General features: G+C 36.1%; 11 protein-coding genes and 2 tRNA genes. 10 read left to right on the top strand and 3 right to left on the bottom strand.

Annotated elements, in window-relative coordinates:
* The first annotated feature begins 3 nt into the window (after nucleotides 1–3).
* From tolA to AACV00_RS12170, 6 genes are all read left to right on the top strand, one after another.
* Nucleotides 4–1071: a cell envelope integrity protein TolA gene (gene tolA / locus AACV00_RS12195; protein ID WP_004244436.1), complete on the top strand. Its 1068-nt coding sequence runs from the start codon at nucleotides 4–6 to the stop codon at nucleotides 1069–1071.
* A 142-nt stretch (nucleotides 1072–1213) separates the two neighbouring features.
* Complete coding sequence (gene tolB, locus AACV00_RS12190) at nucleotides 1214–2509, top strand: Tol-Pal system beta propeller repeat protein TolB (protein ID WP_004244437.1); 1296 nt, start codon at nucleotides 1214–1216, stop codon at nucleotides 2507–2509.
* A 45-nt stretch (nucleotides 2510–2554) separates the two neighbouring features.
* The gene (pal, locus tag AACV00_RS12185; protein WP_004247551.1) at nucleotides 2555–3052 is read left to right on the top strand and encodes a peptidoglycan-associated lipoprotein Pal; all 498 of its coding nucleotides are present in this window, start codon (nucleotides 2555–2557) and stop codon (nucleotides 3050–3052) included.
* Between the two features lie 9 nt (nucleotides 3053–3061).
* The gene (gene cpoB, locus AACV00_RS12180) at nucleotides 3062–3835 is read left to right on the top strand and encodes a cell division protein CpoB (protein WP_004247552.1); all 774 of its coding nucleotides are present in this window, start codon (nucleotides 3062–3064) and stop codon (nucleotides 3833–3835) included.
* Nucleotides 3836–3987: 152 nt separating this feature from the next.
* Nucleotides 3988–4063: transfer RNA gene (locus tag AACV00_RS12175), tRNA-Lys, on the top strand.
* A gap of 30 nt (nucleotides 4064–4093) precedes the next feature.
* Nucleotides 4094–4169, top strand: a tRNA-Lys gene (locus AACV00_RS12170).
* Nucleotides 4170–4324: 155 nt separating this feature from the next.
* Here AACV00_RS12170 and AACV00_RS12165 read toward each other — a convergent pair.
* The gene (locus tag AACV00_RS12165) at nucleotides 4325–5215 is read right to left on the bottom strand and encodes an aminoglycoside 6-adenylyltransferase (protein WP_161680300.1); all 891 of its coding nucleotides are present in this window, start codon (nucleotides 5213–5215) and stop codon (nucleotides 4325–4327) included.
* Between the two features lie 239 nt (nucleotides 5216–5454).
* On the opposite strand from AACV00_RS12165, the gene pnuC reads away from it, so the two are divergent.
* Both pnuC and aroG read left to right on the top strand, forming a co-directional pair.
* Complete coding sequence (gene pnuC, locus AACV00_RS12160) at nucleotides 5455–6183, top strand: nicotinamide riboside transporter PnuC (protein WP_004244441.1); 729 nt, start codon at nucleotides 5455–5457, stop codon at nucleotides 6181–6183.
* A 243-nt stretch (nucleotides 6184–6426) separates the two neighbouring features.
* Nucleotides 6427–7485 (top strand): 3-deoxy-7-phosphoheptulonate synthase AroG, encoded by a 1059-nt coding sequence (gene aroG / locus AACV00_RS12155; protein WP_004244442.1) that lies wholly within the window; start codon nucleotides 6427–6429, stop codon nucleotides 7483–7485.
* A 67-nt stretch (nucleotides 7486–7552) separates the two neighbouring features.
* Here aroG and gpmA read toward each other — a convergent pair whose 3' ends face one another.
* The gene (gene gpmA, locus AACV00_RS12150; RefSeq protein ID WP_004244443.1) at nucleotides 7553–8305 is read right to left on the bottom strand and encodes a 2,3-diphosphoglycerate-dependent phosphoglycerate mutase; all 753 of its coding nucleotides are present in this window, start codon (nucleotides 8303–8305) and stop codon (nucleotides 7553–7555) included.
* Between the two features lie 350 nt (nucleotides 8306–8655).
* Nucleotides 8656–10122, bottom strand: coding sequence for a molybdate ABC transporter ATP-binding protein ModF (modF, locus tag AACV00_RS12145; protein ID WP_161680298.1), 1467 nt, complete (start codon nucleotides 10120–10122; stop codon nucleotides 8656–8658).
* A 175-nt stretch (nucleotides 10123–10297) separates the two neighbouring features.
* Between modF and AACV00_RS12140 the strand changes: the two genes are divergently transcribed.
* Both AACV00_RS12140 and AACV00_RS12135 read left to right on the top strand, forming a co-directional pair.
* Nucleotides 10298–11857, top strand: coding sequence for a ShlB/FhaC/HecB family hemolysin secretion/activation protein (locus AACV00_RS12140; protein ID WP_104731549.1), 1560 nt, complete (start codon nucleotides 10298–10300; stop codon nucleotides 11855–11857).
* Between the two features lie 14 nt (nucleotides 11858–11871).
* Complete coding sequence (locus AACV00_RS12135) at nucleotides 11872–15447, top strand: two-partner secretion domain-containing protein (protein ID WP_237584925.1); 3576 nt, start codon at nucleotides 11872–11874, stop codon at nucleotides 15445–15447.
* Nucleotides 15448–15459 lie beyond the last annotated feature (12 nt).

Raw genomic sequence — 15459 nt, 5'->3', positions numbered from 1 at the left:
AGCGTGGGAAAGAAGACGAAACCAATCCGAAGTAAATTGAGCGGTTCAGTTATCTTGTCTACTGTCTTGCATTTACTGATCATCGCTTTGCTTATCTGGGGATCGTTAACTCAGAAATGGAATTTAGGCGGTGGCGGTGGATCTGATGGGCAAGTTATTGATGCTATTATGGTTGACCCTAATGCGGTAGTACAAGAGTATAATCAGCAAAAGGCGCAACAAGCTAATGTCCAAAAAGCAGAACAAGAACGTAAAGCGCGGGCGCAGCAACAAGAAGAAGAGCTACGCCAACAACAAATTAAAGAACAAGAACGTTTAAAAGCGTTAGAAGTGGAACGTTTGCAAGCAAAAGAGGCTGCAGAAGCTCAACGTCGTGAAGCGGCCACCGCCGCTGCTAAAGCGAAAGAAGAGCAAAAGCAGGCTGAAGAAGCTGCCGCACAAGCTAAAGCTGAACGCGATCGTATTTTAAAAGAGCAAGCTGATGCGAAAGCCAAAGCAGAGGCAGAAGCGAAGAAACAAGCAGAATTAGCAGCGAAACAGAAAGCAGAAGAAGCGAAGGCAAAAGCAGAAGCTGAGGCAAAAGCGAAGGCTGAAGCCGATGCGAAAGCGAAAGCAGAGGCTGATGCAAAAGCGAAAGCAGCCGCAGAAGCTAAAGCCAAAGCAGCAGCGGAAGCTAAAGCGAAAGCCGCTGCACAGCAACAAAGTAAAGCGGTTGATAGTCTACTCGATGGATTAGTTGCTCAAGGCGATAAACAATCGGGGGCTTCTGCAGCAGGTCAAGGTGGTGGTAATCGCTCTGGGGCAAATGCTGCGGGCATTGATCGCTATACTGGGCAAGTAAAAGTTGCCATCGAACAGAAGTTTTTTGATTCTGATTTATATAAAGGTCGTAAATGTGACCTTAAAATAAGTATTGCACCAGACGGTATGTTAGTAAGTGCAAAAGCGGTAGGTGGTGATCCGGCTTTATGCCAAGTTGCATTACAAGCGGCTAAAATGGCAACATTGCCTAAGCCACCGAAAGATATTTACGAACAAGTAAAATCACCAACAATTGAGTTTAAGCCATAAAACTGTCTGATAGTAGGAAAACATACATTAATTTATCTCTATTTTAGAATGTTATTGATGTGTTGTATGGTGTTGTTTAAAAGCGTTTGTTACTATTCTGTGCGTTATTGCGCAATAACCGCAATAATAAAAGGGAGACATGATGAAGCAGGCATTAAATGTTATTTTCGGACTTTTGATATTATGCGTTACAACGCTCGCTAATGCAGAAGTTCGCATTGAAATTACACAAGGGGTGAATACTGCACGCCCTATTGGTGTTGTTCCTTTTAAATGGGAAGGCACAGGTCAAATGCCAGAAGATATTGCTGGAGTGATTGCGGCTGACTTACGAAATAGTGGTAAATTTAACCCTATTGATATGAATCGTTTGCCTCAACAACCCGTTACCGCTTCTGAGGTTCAACCTGCACTCTGGACAGCATTAGGTATTGATTCAGTGGTTGTAGGGCGTGTTCAGCCCTCGGCAGATGGTCAATATGTTGTTAGCTATCAACTAGTTGATGTTGCTGGCTCTCCGGGAGCGGTTTTAGCGCAAAGTGAGTATAAAATCAGCAATAAATGGTTACGATATGCTGCTCATACCGCCAGTGATGAAATCTTTGAAAAATTAACTGGCATTCGTGGTGCGTTCCGTACCCGTATTGCTTATGTCGTTGTGACTAATGGTGGCGCTTATCCATATGAATTACGTGTATCTGACTATGATGGATTTAATCAAGATCGCGTTTATCGTTCATCACAGCCATTAATGTCACCCGCTTGGTCTCCTGATGGTGCTAAACTAGCATATGTCACATTTGAAAGTGGTCAATCTGCTTTAGTTGTACAGACATTAGCAACGGGGGAAGTGCGTCAAATCGCTTCTTTCCCTCGACATAATGGTGCACCTGCTTTTTCTCCAGATGGCTCTAAATTAGCCTTTGCACTGTCAAAAAGCGGTAGTCTAAATCTTTATGTAATGGATTTAGCCAGTGGCAATATGACACAGGTAACCAACGGTAGAAGTAATAATACAGAACCGACTTGGATGCCTGATGGACAGACTTTGGTCTATACTTCGGATCAAGGCGGACGTCCTCAAATTTATAAAATTAATATTAACGGAGGAACGCCAGAACGTATTACTTGGGAAGGAAAACAAAACCAAAATCCTGCAGTAAGTCCTGATGGTAGTTTCTTAGTTATGGTGAGTTCTGAAAGCGGTAGGCAACATATCGCTAAGCAGGATCTAGAAACGAATGCTGTTCAATATTTAACAGATACGTTTCTGGATGAAACGCCAAGCATCGCGCCTAACGGCACTATGGTTATTTATAGCTCTACTCAAGGCTTAGGAACCATTTTGCGACTAGTATCGACTGATGGACGTTTCAAAGCGCGTCTTCCGGCGACTGATGGTCAGGTTAAATCACCTGCCTGGTCTCCGTTTATGTGATGCATAAGAATTATGTATGGCAAACAAATAAAGGAACAATTAGAGATGCAATTAAACAAAGTGTTTAAAGGGTTGATGTTAGCATTACCACTCGTTGCTGTTGCAGCATGTAGCTCAAACAAAAACGACGATCAAACAGATACAAGCAACAATGTACCTGTTACTGAGCAAGGCCCTACTGCTGAAGAATTAGCACGTCAGCAATTAGAACAACTGAAACAAACTAACATTGTTTACTTCGGTTTTGATAAATATGACGTTACTTCAGAATATGCTCAACTGTTAGATGCTCACGCTGCATTCCTGCGTGCTAACCCTTCAGTACGCATTACTATCGAAGGTCATGCTGACGAACGTGGTACTCCAGAATACAACATCGCGTTAGGCGAACGTCGTGCAAACGCAGTTAAAATGTATCTGCAAGGTAAAGGCGTATCAGCTGATCAATTATCAATCGTATCTTACGGTAAAGAAAAACCTGCTGTACTGGGTCATGACGAAGCCGCTTATGCGAAAAACCGTCGTGCAGTACTGGTTTACTAAGAGAACGGCATGAACAACAGTAACTTCAGACCTTTATTGATGAGTCTGTTGTTACTGGTTGGCGTAGCGGCTCCTGTAGCCGCTATTGCCCAAGCGCCAATCAGTAATATCGGTTCAGGCTCTACTGATGAACGACTCGCCCAACTTGAGCGTATCTCTAATGCTCATAGTCAGCTTTTGACCCAATTACAGCAACAACTCGCAGATTCTCAACGCGATATTGATATGTTGCGTGGTCAAATTCAGGAAAATCAATACCAGTTAAACCAAGTTGTAGAGCGTCAACGTAATATCTATCAACAATTAGATAGCCTAAATGGTGGCAACTCAGCACCAACAACGGATGAGGCTTCAACGGGTGGCAATGTACCTTCAACATCTGATACAAGTACGAGTTCGTCGTCAACAGGTGATGAAAAAGCTGATTATAACGCGGCAATTGATATTGTATTGAATTCAAAAGATTACGATAAGGCAATTGTTGCATTAAACAACTTTATTAAAAGTTATCCGAAGTCTAGCTATCAATCAAATGCTCAATTTTGGTTGGGGCAAATGTATTATCTAAAAGGTAATAAAGATCAGGCTGCGAGTACTTTTGCTATTGTTGTGAAAAATTATCCAAAATCTCAAAAAGCAAGTGAGGCCTTTTATAAGATAGGGCTTATTATGCAAGAGAAAGGGCAAAAGGATAATGCGAAAGCTATTTATCAACAAGTGGTTAAGCAATATCCAAACAGTGCTGGTGCAAAATTAGCACAAAAGCAGTTAGCAGCACTATAATTATTGGCCCCGTAATGTGAATGTTACATTTTCGGGGTTAACTGATTGTTTTTTCAGCATTTGAATGTTTTTTTGAAAAAAAACGTTGCACAATAACATTAAATCAGTATTATTACCCGCCGTTGCCACAGAGAATGTGGTGAGTTCGAAAAGGGTCGTTAGCTCAGTCGGTAGAGCAGTTGACTTTTAATCAATTGGTCGGGCGTTCGAGTCGCCCACGACCCACCATTTTCGAATTTACATACCATTTTATGAAATGGGTCGTTAGCTCAGTCGGTAGAGCAGTTGACTTTTAATCAATTGGTCGGGCGTTCGAGTCGCCCACGACCCACCATTTCAATATGCTTTTCTAGTCTTTTATCACACGCCATTCTCATTCTATCTAAAAATGCTCTCTATAACTCGTTTTTGTATTTATTACTCGAGTTACTCAAATAGAGGATGTAAATAGATAGCTTCTCCATTGCTGAAAAAACTATCTGATCTCACTTAAGTTGGATAATGACAAATAATGGAAGTGGTTATTTGGTAATATTCATTTTCAGTTAATAGTTCATTATCAATAAACCAATCGCTAATGAGTATTTGTGCTTGTGTTGCCTTTTCTATCGACAAACCAAAACGCTTTGATGCATCAATAAAAAAAGCCATGATAATACTTAATGCAGCCGCTGCTTCATAAGGGGTACTCATAGCCAGTGTGCTTTCTAATGAACGTAATGAGTAAAACTTAGGTAACCACTCCCGTAAGTTTTTGCCTTGATACCAGACATCTTGTGTTGATGTTTGCAGAGCAACTTGCTCTAGTAAACGGATCAACCATTCCCTTATATCACTCATACGATATTCAGCGAACCAAAATTCATTACGTAAGATAGCTATAGCGATTTGTGTGGCTTCAAACCAAAACTCTTGAGCCAAGGTATCAGCTTGCTCTATGGAAAGGGCAGGGGGAGTCACAGTGCTAATTTCTGGAAGTTGGTCACATAAACCTGTTTTATCAAGTAAAACACGATAGCCTCGTTGATAAACTGGACTTAGACCATTTTGTTTCATATTGATAATTCTTTCAGGCTCTGCCATCAAAATATCCATTTTTCGGCCTTGAGCTAATACGTGCAAATAGATTGGCCAGCGAATGCCGTTCGGATCTTCACATTCTGTTGCTAAAGAGACGAGGTGTTTACCAAATTGTGATAGCCAATGTTGGTTTTTTGCTAGCTCAGTCGCACCGTGACCAATAAGCTCTATATCAATATCAGAATAGCTGTCTATCTTCTTATTACGACCCACTGAGCCTGTTAATACCACAGCCTCAATTCGAGGATCAAGTAATGCAAAAGATAACATGCGATCGATTAAGCGGGTGATTGGCTCCATATTTCTCTCTAGTTGTTATAGTAGATAAAGTTATTTGTTGTAAGTATGAATAAAAAAATAGCATATTTATTATATAAAACACTTTTTGTTTTTTATGGTAAATAAATGGCATTTTGTTTAATATTTTAAACTAAGTGCTATCATTGATAGGAATGTATATATATCTTTATCACTTTGCAACAATGTCGCAATAACCCATATTTTATTTGTTTTTTCTATGATTAAGTCGGGGTTGTCAAATGGATGTCATTAGTTGGTTTAGTATCAATAATATTTTAGTCAATATTCCATTAGGAAAAGAAGGCTATCCACTCTCATGGATTGAAGCTATAGGGACTATTGCTGGATTATTATGTATATGGCTTGCGAGCCAGGAAAAGATCATTAACTATTTATTTGGGTTAATTAATGTCACTTTATTCGCCATTATTTTTTTCCAGATCCAGTTATATGCTAGTCTACTGCTACAGATTTTCTTCTTTGCTGCCAATATTTATGGTTGGTATGCATGGAGTAGAGTGAATGATTTTGAACAAGCAGAATTGAAAATACGTTGGTTAAAGCCGGGCCAACAAATCGTATTAATCATTGTCTCCATTGCTGCCATTATTGCGCTAACGTTTAATATTGATACTGTTTTTGGCTATTTAGCAGTTATTGCTGTTGATATCTTAAATGTCTTCGGGGCAAATTTAGCCACACCTGCTATCGAGCCAGATGCTTACCCATTCTGGGATTCAACAATGACGGTACTCTCCATTGTGGCTATGATCTTAATGACACGCAAATTGGTAGAAAACTGGTTAATTTGGTCTGTTATTAATGTCATTAGTATTGTTATATTTTATAAACAGGGTGTTTATGCCATGTCTATTGAATATATCATCTTATTGGCTATCGCTATTAATGGCTCTCGTTTGTGGATCAAATCAGCAAAGCATTCAAACAAAAATAATTATCTCTCATAATAAAAAAGGCTGGTAGAGTTATATTTCTCTCCAGCCTTGCTATTCGTTGTGTTTATTCTTCTATTCTAGGCAATTTCGAATCATTATTTTACTTAATGGTGCTATTACTTGTTTTCGATGTTTTTGTTATCTACCGTCATGGGCTGTTTAGGCTCTTAAGGGTGTTTACAGAGAGAAAACGAATGGTTAGATTGAAGAAACAGAAATCATATTGACTAGATAATAATAGAGTGGAACACGGGAATGAATTACCAGAATGATGATCTTAAAATAACACAAATCAATGAACTTTTACCGCCAGTGGCATTATTGGAAAAGTTTCCAGCCACTGACAATGCGGCGTTTACAGTTCGTCATGCCCGTGAAGCTATTCATCAAATCCTTGCTGGAAAAGATGATCGCCTATTAGTGGTGATTGGGCCTTGCTCTATTCATGATCCTAACGCGGCACTGGAATATGCTCAGCGTTTAAATTTATTAAGAGAAGAGCTGAAAGATAAACTTGAAATTGTGATGCGAGTTTATTTTGAAAAACCACGTACCACAGTCGGTTGGAAAGGGCTGATAAATGATCCACATATGGATTGTACCTTTGATATTAATGAAGGATTACGCATTGCTCGTCGTTTGCTATTAACCATCAATGATAGTGGATTACCAACGGCTGGCGAGTTTTTAGATATGATAACCCCACAATATGTCGCTGATTTGATGAGTTGGGGAGCCATTGGTGCTCGAACAACAGAATCTCAAGTGCATAGAGAATTATCCTCCGGACTATCTTGTCCTGTTGGTTTTAAAAATGGCACAGATGGCACAATTAAAGTGGCGATTGATGCCATCAATGCTGCAGGCTCTCCACACTGTTTCTTATCGGTAACTAAATGGGGTCACTCAGCGATAGTTCGTACTGCAGGGAATAAAGATTGCCATATTATTTTACGGGGCGGTAAAGAGCCTAATTACAGTGCAGAACATGTTGCTGCCGTAAAAGAAGGTCTGAAAAAAGCAGGATTACCCCAAAATGTTATGGTTGATTTTAGCCACGCCAATAGCTGTAAACAATTTAAGAAACAAATGGAGGTTGGTGCCGATATTTGCCAACAAATTAGCGCAGGAGAAAAAGCTTTAATTGGTGTAATGGTTGAAAGTCATTTAGAAGAGGGCAATCAATCATTAGAAAGTGGTGAACCTTTGGTATACGGTAAAAGTGTCACAGATGCTTGTATTGGGTGGGATGATACAGAAACGTTATTACGCCAATTAGCCGATGCAGTCGCTACTCGTCGTAATAAATCATAATAGTCTGTTTTTATTAATAAAAATGCCACTCAAAAGTGGCATTTTTTTTATCTAATTCAAAGTAAAATTATTTTGCTTTACCTTGGTTAGCAACAGCCGCGGCTTTTGCTGCGATTTCTTCTGCATTACCTAAGTAGTAACGTTTGATTGGTTTCATATTTTCATCAAATTCGTAAACTAAAGGTACTGCTGTTGGGATATTCAGTTCAAGAATTTCTTCTTCACTCATATTGTCTAGGTATTTAACCAGAGCGCGCAGTGAGTTACCGTGAGCGGCAATAATCACTTTATCACCTGAAGCAACGCGAGGTTTAATGACTTCTTCCCAATATGGTGTTACACGGTCGATAGTTAACGCTAAGCTTTCTGTTAATGGCAGTTCAGCTTCAGTTAAAGATGCATAACGTGGATCTTTACCTGGGAAGCGATCATCATCTTTAGTTAACTCTGGTGGGGTAACCGCAAAACCACGACGCCATTGTTTAACTTGCTCGTCACCGTATTTTTCAGCTGTTTCAGCTTTGTTTAAGCCTTGTAATGCACCGTAGTGACGTTCGTTTAGTTTCCAGCTTTTCTCTACTGGCAGCCATTGTTGATCAACTTCATCAAGAATGTTCCACAGAGTGTGGATTGCACGTTTTAGTACAGAAGTATATGCGTAGTCAAAAGTAAAACCTTCAGCCTTCAGCAGTTTACCTGCTTCTTGCGCTTCATTACGGCCTTTATCTGACAATTCAACGTCAGTCCAGCCTGTAAAACGGTTTTCTTTGTTCCATACACTTTCACCGTGTCGAACTAGCACAAGCTTAGTTACTGCCATAGTTTAGACTCCTATAATTACTTTCTTAATATAAGTTTAAAATCAGGACTGCAATCATTATATGGATCATCAACAAGAACGCCAAACATAACTAACAAAACTAGGGGGATTATGTCAAAAATGACGATTGTTTGATGAAATATTACACAGTTATTACACCTTTTGCTTAATCGATCAAGCTATTAGTTTAACGGGATCGGTGAAAAGAAACGAAAAGCCGATTCTGGATAATTATCAGTAAAAAATATGCTCTCTAAATCTATCGTTAAAATCATCGCCATCTATCGATAACAAATACCCTTTTCTTCAGTGTGATGATGTATCTTACCTTAAAAATAGCCTATATCTAGTTAACAGGGTTGTTGTTGGTAACGATAGATATCTCCTTCTTTAATAAAAATCAGTCGATGGGTAATACAGTGAGGTGCATCTTCTTGATGATGACTGACAAACAGTAGTTGAGTATTGCTATGGCTTATCATGATATCAATAAAGCGCTGTACTAATAGTCTATTGGTTGTATCTAATCCTTGTAATGGTTCATCGAGGATCAATAATGTCGGGTGTTTAACCAATGCTCTTACAATTAATATTAGACGCTGTTGTCCCCATGAAAGTGAGTGAAAAGGATGGTTAGCGAGTGCAGTTAAACCAATTAGTGTTAGCCATTCATCCGCTAATTTTTGCTGTTTATCGGTAACGGCTTGATAAATACCAATAGAGTCATGAAAACCAGAAATAATCACATTTTTCACACTTGAAGAGACGCGATAGCTTTGATGTAAGGCATTACTAACATAACCAATATGGCGTTTGATCTCCCAAATGGTTTCACCACTGCCTCTTTTACGACCAAATAGAGTTAAATCATTGCTATAGCCTTGAGGATGATCTCCTGTGATTAAGCTTAATAAGGTCGATTTTCCTGCGCCATTAGGACCTAATATTTGCCAATGTTGTTGTGGTTTAACTTCCCAGGTTAAGTGATGGAGCACAGGTTTATCATTATAACTGACCACGCCATCCTTAAGTATAATAGGGGAAAGCGTTGGTGGTAAGGTAGGAACTGCATCAACGGAGTCTGAGGCGGGTAAGATCAGATTTTCAAGTGTTTCACTGTGAGATAATTGCGCAATTACTGAGTCTGATAAAATATCACTTTTTTTACCTTGTGCCACGAGTTTACAGTCAATCAATAAGCCAGCATTTTGCACAAAATCAGGAATATCATTAAAGCGATTTAAAATAAGAACAATCGTTAGCTTTTGTTGATGTAGTGATGAAAGTAACTCACTTAATGTACGACGAGAGTCAATATCTAAACCATCAAAAGGCTCATCTAAAATTAATAGATCAGGTTTATTCATCAATAACTGAATAAGCAGTACCTTACGAGACTCTCCCGTTGAAAGATATTTAAAACGCCTTGATAAAAGTGCATCAATACCAAATTGTTTTGCTAATAACAGGCAGCGATCATTATCTTTTACCTGCATTTGGATCACCTGAGCCACGGTTAATCCCGTATCATCCTCATCTTCACTTAATAAGTCTGTATTGTTACGCAGCCACTCTTCCTCTATCATTTTTTGTAATTTTTCAAAAGAGAGATTAATCGGACGAGTAAACCTATTAATAAGCTCACCCGATAATAAAATCCCCTCTTGGCATAATGTATTAGCGAGCGCCGTTTTACCACTACCATTGCTACCAACGAATGCCCAACTTTCTCCTTCATTGATAGTTAAATCATCGATATGCAAGCAGAGTGTATCACTTAAGCGAAACTGTGTTTTTGTGAGTTGCAAGTACTTCATTATTATTATCCTTGTTTTTATTACAAGTAGAATACTTACCAATATCGGTTTAATTAAAATTTGTCAATATTTGTTGCTGATCGCTTAAGTAAAAATAGTGCAGAGAGAATAAAAAAGATAAAAGATGGGCAAGATTATTTATGTTATTTTAATAAAAACATAAGGACTCGTTTATATGAATAACATTAAAAGGGAATGTGTTAACTATTTATTAGGGTTAATGGCGCTATTTTTATTAACGATAAGTAAGATAACTTTTGCAGAAATAAATAATAATGTAAATAATTGCTTCTTAATTAATGAAATAAAAATAGAAAGGAATGGTTTATTAACTAATAAGGCACAAAAAGAATTAATATCTAAATATATAAATAAATGTTTAACATTAAGTGATATGCAACATATCATTAAATCAATGACTAATGCGTATATTGAAAAAGGTTATATTACTTCACAAGCTTTTATTGCCGATCAAGATCTCTCAAATCATCAATTAACCATTAACGTAATTGAAGGAAAGATAAAATCAATCTTTATTGATAATATGACTTCTCCCATGGTTGATATTCTATTTCCTTCATATCAAGATAAACGACTTAATTTACGTGAGTTAGAGCATGGGCTTGAACAACTTAATCGATTAACAACATCACAATATAGATTAGATATTCAACCTAGTGACAGGATAGGATACTCGACTATTTTTATTTATAAGAAAAACAAAACGCATCCTTTCAGAAATCAACTTACTATTGATAATTCAGGTTCAAAAGCAACAGGTGAAATTTTACTGACGAATACCACAACAATAGATTCGTTATTTGGATTTGGAGAGCAGTGGGATCTCTCCTTAAACAGTAATACAGATTTATTACATTCACATTATTATAGAGGCTATACAGCGAGTATAAATATTCCCTATGGCTATTGGTTTTATCAATATCAGTTATCTTATAACCGTTCTTCTCATTTTATTAAAAGTTATAGTAATAAATATATCTATAAAAATATAAATACTAATCAGCAAGTTGATATTAGTCGTTTACTTTATCGGGATAGTAAGAAGAAGATAATATTAAAAGGCATATTAAAGCATAAAAAAGTAAAAACGGAATTAGCCAAACAGCCGATATTAATCAATAGCCCAACATTAACATCACTATCATTAGCCCCCCAATATCATTTTAATCTGACATCAGGTTATTTATCTATTAATCCATCAGCAGAAATTGGGTTGTCTTTTTTTGGGGCATCACCTGATTATATTGCTGAAAACTCACCCCGAAGCCACTATAGAAAATTGAGTCTAAATATACATTATCAATATTTATTTCCTTACTCTGTCTCCTATATTACGTCTTTTTATGGTCAATATACATCTGATAATCTTTATAGTGTGGAAAAAATAACCATAGATGGATTAAATGCAGTTCGTGGTGCTAAACAAAATAAGCTTAGTGCCAATAGAGGACTTTATTGGCGTAATGAAATTAATACACCATGGATAAATTCATTTTTAGGTCAATGGCGTTTTATTACAGCTGTTGATTATGGCGTTATCTATTCTGATCAATATGAAACAAAGCAGCAGTCTTTATTAGCTGGCGCTATGGGGCTTTCATTTTATCGTTCCCCTTTTTCTTCACAACTATTGATAAACAAACCATTCATTTATCCAAAGTGGTCAAATGCTAACCAATGGTCTTTATCTTGGTCAATTTCTTTTGCTCTTTAAATAAGGAATTTTTTATGCATAAAAAGGATATTTCGCGAAAACAGCGTTTAATAAGCTATTGTGTTATTTATTTAACCGCTATTTACCCATTGCATCCTGCTTGGGGCTCTGTCATTACTTCATCTGATAAAACGATAACAATAAATCAGCAAAATAATATTCCTATTATTAATATAGCAACACCTAATGACAGTGGTGTTTCTCATAATAGGTTTAATGTCTTTAATGTTAATAAACAGGGGGCAGTACTTAATAATTCGCAAGTTGATGCCAATAGTCAATTGGCAAAAAAAATATCTGCTAATAAAAATTTAAAAGGTAATACGGCTAATTTAATTATTAATGAAGTTGTCGGTAATAGTCGTTCACAGTTATTAGGTAAATTAGAAGTTGCAGGACAACAAGCGGATGTTTTAATTGCTAATCCTAATGGAATTAGTTGTGATGGTTGCTCATTTATTAATACTCCATCAATTACTCTCACGACGGGAAAGCCTCAATTTAGCCCTCAAGGTACCTATTCGGCACTAGAAGTAAAAAAAGGCAGTATTGTTATTGGTAAGCAAGGTATGAATGCCGATTTACAAAATTATGCCGATATTATTAGTCGTAGTATTGAAATAAATGGAAAGATAAATGCTAAAAATCTCTCTTTAATGCAAGGGAATAACCATATTGATTTCGGCAAAGGGACAGTAAATAGCATTAATGGAGAAGGTGTAAAACCGACCGTCGCTATTGATACAAAAGCATTGGGTGGAATGTATGCCAATCAAATACGCTTAGTTAGCACAGAAAAAGGGGTCGGTGTTAATTTAACTGATATTCAAACAAAGCAAAACAGTATCAATTTAACAGTTGATGGCAAAATTACCTTTAATGGCAATATTCAATCTGAGCAAGATATTAATGTTAGTAGCAAAGCGCTACAAATGAATAGTAATGCCAGCTTAAAAGCGCAAAGAGATATTACATTAGCAACTAATACGCTAACGAATCATAGTGATATTATCGCAGAAAAGGATATGCGTTTATTCGTAGATAAATTCACTAATAAAGGTGAAAAAGCGCTTATTCAAGCAAAAGATAATTTATGGATACAAAAAAATGCACAGGGTGAACCAAGTAGTTTAATTGAAAATCAATCAGCCACCATAAAAACAGAAAAGGGTGATTTGATTATTAGAACCAAGAAATTGGTTAATGAATCTATTACTCCTTTATTTAAAGAAATAAAGCAAGAGCCTGATTCTACATCGTCTATAAATATAGGTACTCATTTTCTTCATCCTTACAATAGTCCTACGAATAATTTCCTTATAATTATTTTACTTGCTGAATTAAAAGAACTCTCTGATAAAAAGTGGTTTGATATATTAGATTTAAAAAATAATGGAGGTGTTAATGTAGAACGCTCATTATTTGAAAAGAATAAAAAGTATGTTCCTAGTGTTATTTATTCTGGTAAAAATTTATATATACAATCTAACGAGTTTTTTAATACCCAATCTGATATTTTTGCAACTAATGATCTTATCGCAACGGGAAACAATGCAAAAGTATACTATTATCGGTTTGGACACCTTAATAAATGGGATCTTTATTCTCATGATAATGCTCATATTTTTTATCGAGATGATGTAAATAAATATAATATTGATGAAACTAAGTTTCAAAAAATAGTTCATTTTATTCCCTTTACTAAAACTGGAAGTCATTATGAATTTATTGTAGATAGTGCTTCTGAATATATGATAAAAGCAGGTAATAATTTAGTTTTAGATTTTAAAGATAGTATAGCGTTAGAACGTAAATTTCCATTTTTAGAAAAAGAAATTAAAAAGTATAGAAGAATATCTGATTTTGAAAGTACTATATTAGCTAAAAATATACTATTAAATGCTAATAATTTAAATATTTCATTAAATTTAAAATCAAGTAACTCTTTATCTGTTATTGCTAATAAAAATATAAATATAAGTAATTCAAATTTATTATCTGGTGATATTATAAATTTAACAGCAATTGATAATGTTAATTCTGAAAATATAGATATAACAGCAAAGCATTTTTCCATCATAACTAAGAATGGAGATATTAATTATTCATTTAGCCCTATAGCCTCTTATACTCTGAATAGCATTAAGGCACCATTTATTGATGTGTCTGAAAAAATAGACTTTTATTCAGGTAAAAACATTTACATTTCAAATGTAATAATTAATGAATCAAATGAAAAAAGTTTATCAGCATTAGAGAATATTAAAATAAAACGCGATGAGTCTTTATTTTTCAATCTAATGCCAACTTTTAGAGATGAACAATATATTCCAGCGTTTTTATTTAATATGGGGCTTTGGAAAAGTAAGAATAATATAAGCTTGATGGCTGGTAAAGATATTGTTAGTCAGGGAATAAAATATTATAGTAACAAAGAAATAACTTTTAATGCAGGACAAGATATTTTTCTTGCCTCCAAATTAATAAAAGAAGCCGCTCCTTTTTTCAGTGATATTCATTACCCCCAACTACAATCTAAATTATTTTCAGATAATAACCTTATTTTAAATGCCGCGCGTGATATTGATTTAAGTTCAACAGTATTAAATTCAAAAGATAAAATCATTGTATTAGCGGGTAGAAATATAAAACTGGGTGCAAATGCTTATTCCGCCATCAAAGATCCCCACGAAGATGCGCAAGACATTCAATATGCCACCACATCCATTATGGGAAATAAAGGTATTTCTATTGCATCATCAGGCTCACTCACAACAGAAGGAAGTTCACTTAAATCAGAGGGGGATATTGCTATTTCCAGTGGTGGCAATATCCAATTGGGATCAGTAAGAACACATTTTCGTAAAGAGTCGGATTCAGAGTTAGAAGAACTTCGTAAACAAGTCAGTACTGAAATTAATAGCGGTAATCATCTAACACTATTATCTGAGGGCAGTATTTTATTTCAGGCCTCTCAATTGGCTGCTAATAAAAAGATGGATATTGCTGCTAAAGGTGGATTTCTTTATGCACAGGCAATGGAAGAATCCAGTTACTATGAAGAAGAAAAGAAAAAATGTAATTGGTGGACACTGTGTGCGACTAAAAAGAAATATACCAAAACATTTAATAACACAACGAATAAAGTTACCGAGTTTATTGCTAATGACGATATTAATTTAATTGCTAAGGATGATATCACTTTAGAAGCAAGTAAATTAGAGACAGCAAAGAATGCCAAATTAACCAGTAAAACAGGAGGCATTAATTTTAAAGCGGTGAAAGATACTGCTTTTAAACAAGTTATTACTCGTTCAAAAGATATATATATCACTCAACGTAATCAGGGATACACCAAGGGAACATGGCTATTACCTGAACTCTATATTGGCGGAAAGCTGACTATTGATGCGCCAAAAGGCATATCTGCAGATATTAAAGCCAAAAAAGAGCAATCTTTAGAGCAGGCATTAACTGCCTTAAGTAACACACCAGAATATGCTTGGCTTAATGCGCTCCAACGTCAAGAAAATATTAATTGGAATTTAGTGAAAGACACTTATTCCAGTTGGGATGATAAAACCCAGTAGTTAAATCCAGTT

This window comes from Proteus sp. G3927 (genome assembly GCF_963894685.1).
Classification (GTDB): Bacteria; Pseudomonadota; Gammaproteobacteria; order Enterobacterales; family Enterobacteriaceae; genus Proteus; species Proteus mirabilis.
The sequence above is the reverse complement of the archived record's forward strand: the minus strand, read 5'-3'. Positions and strand labels throughout refer to the sequence as shown.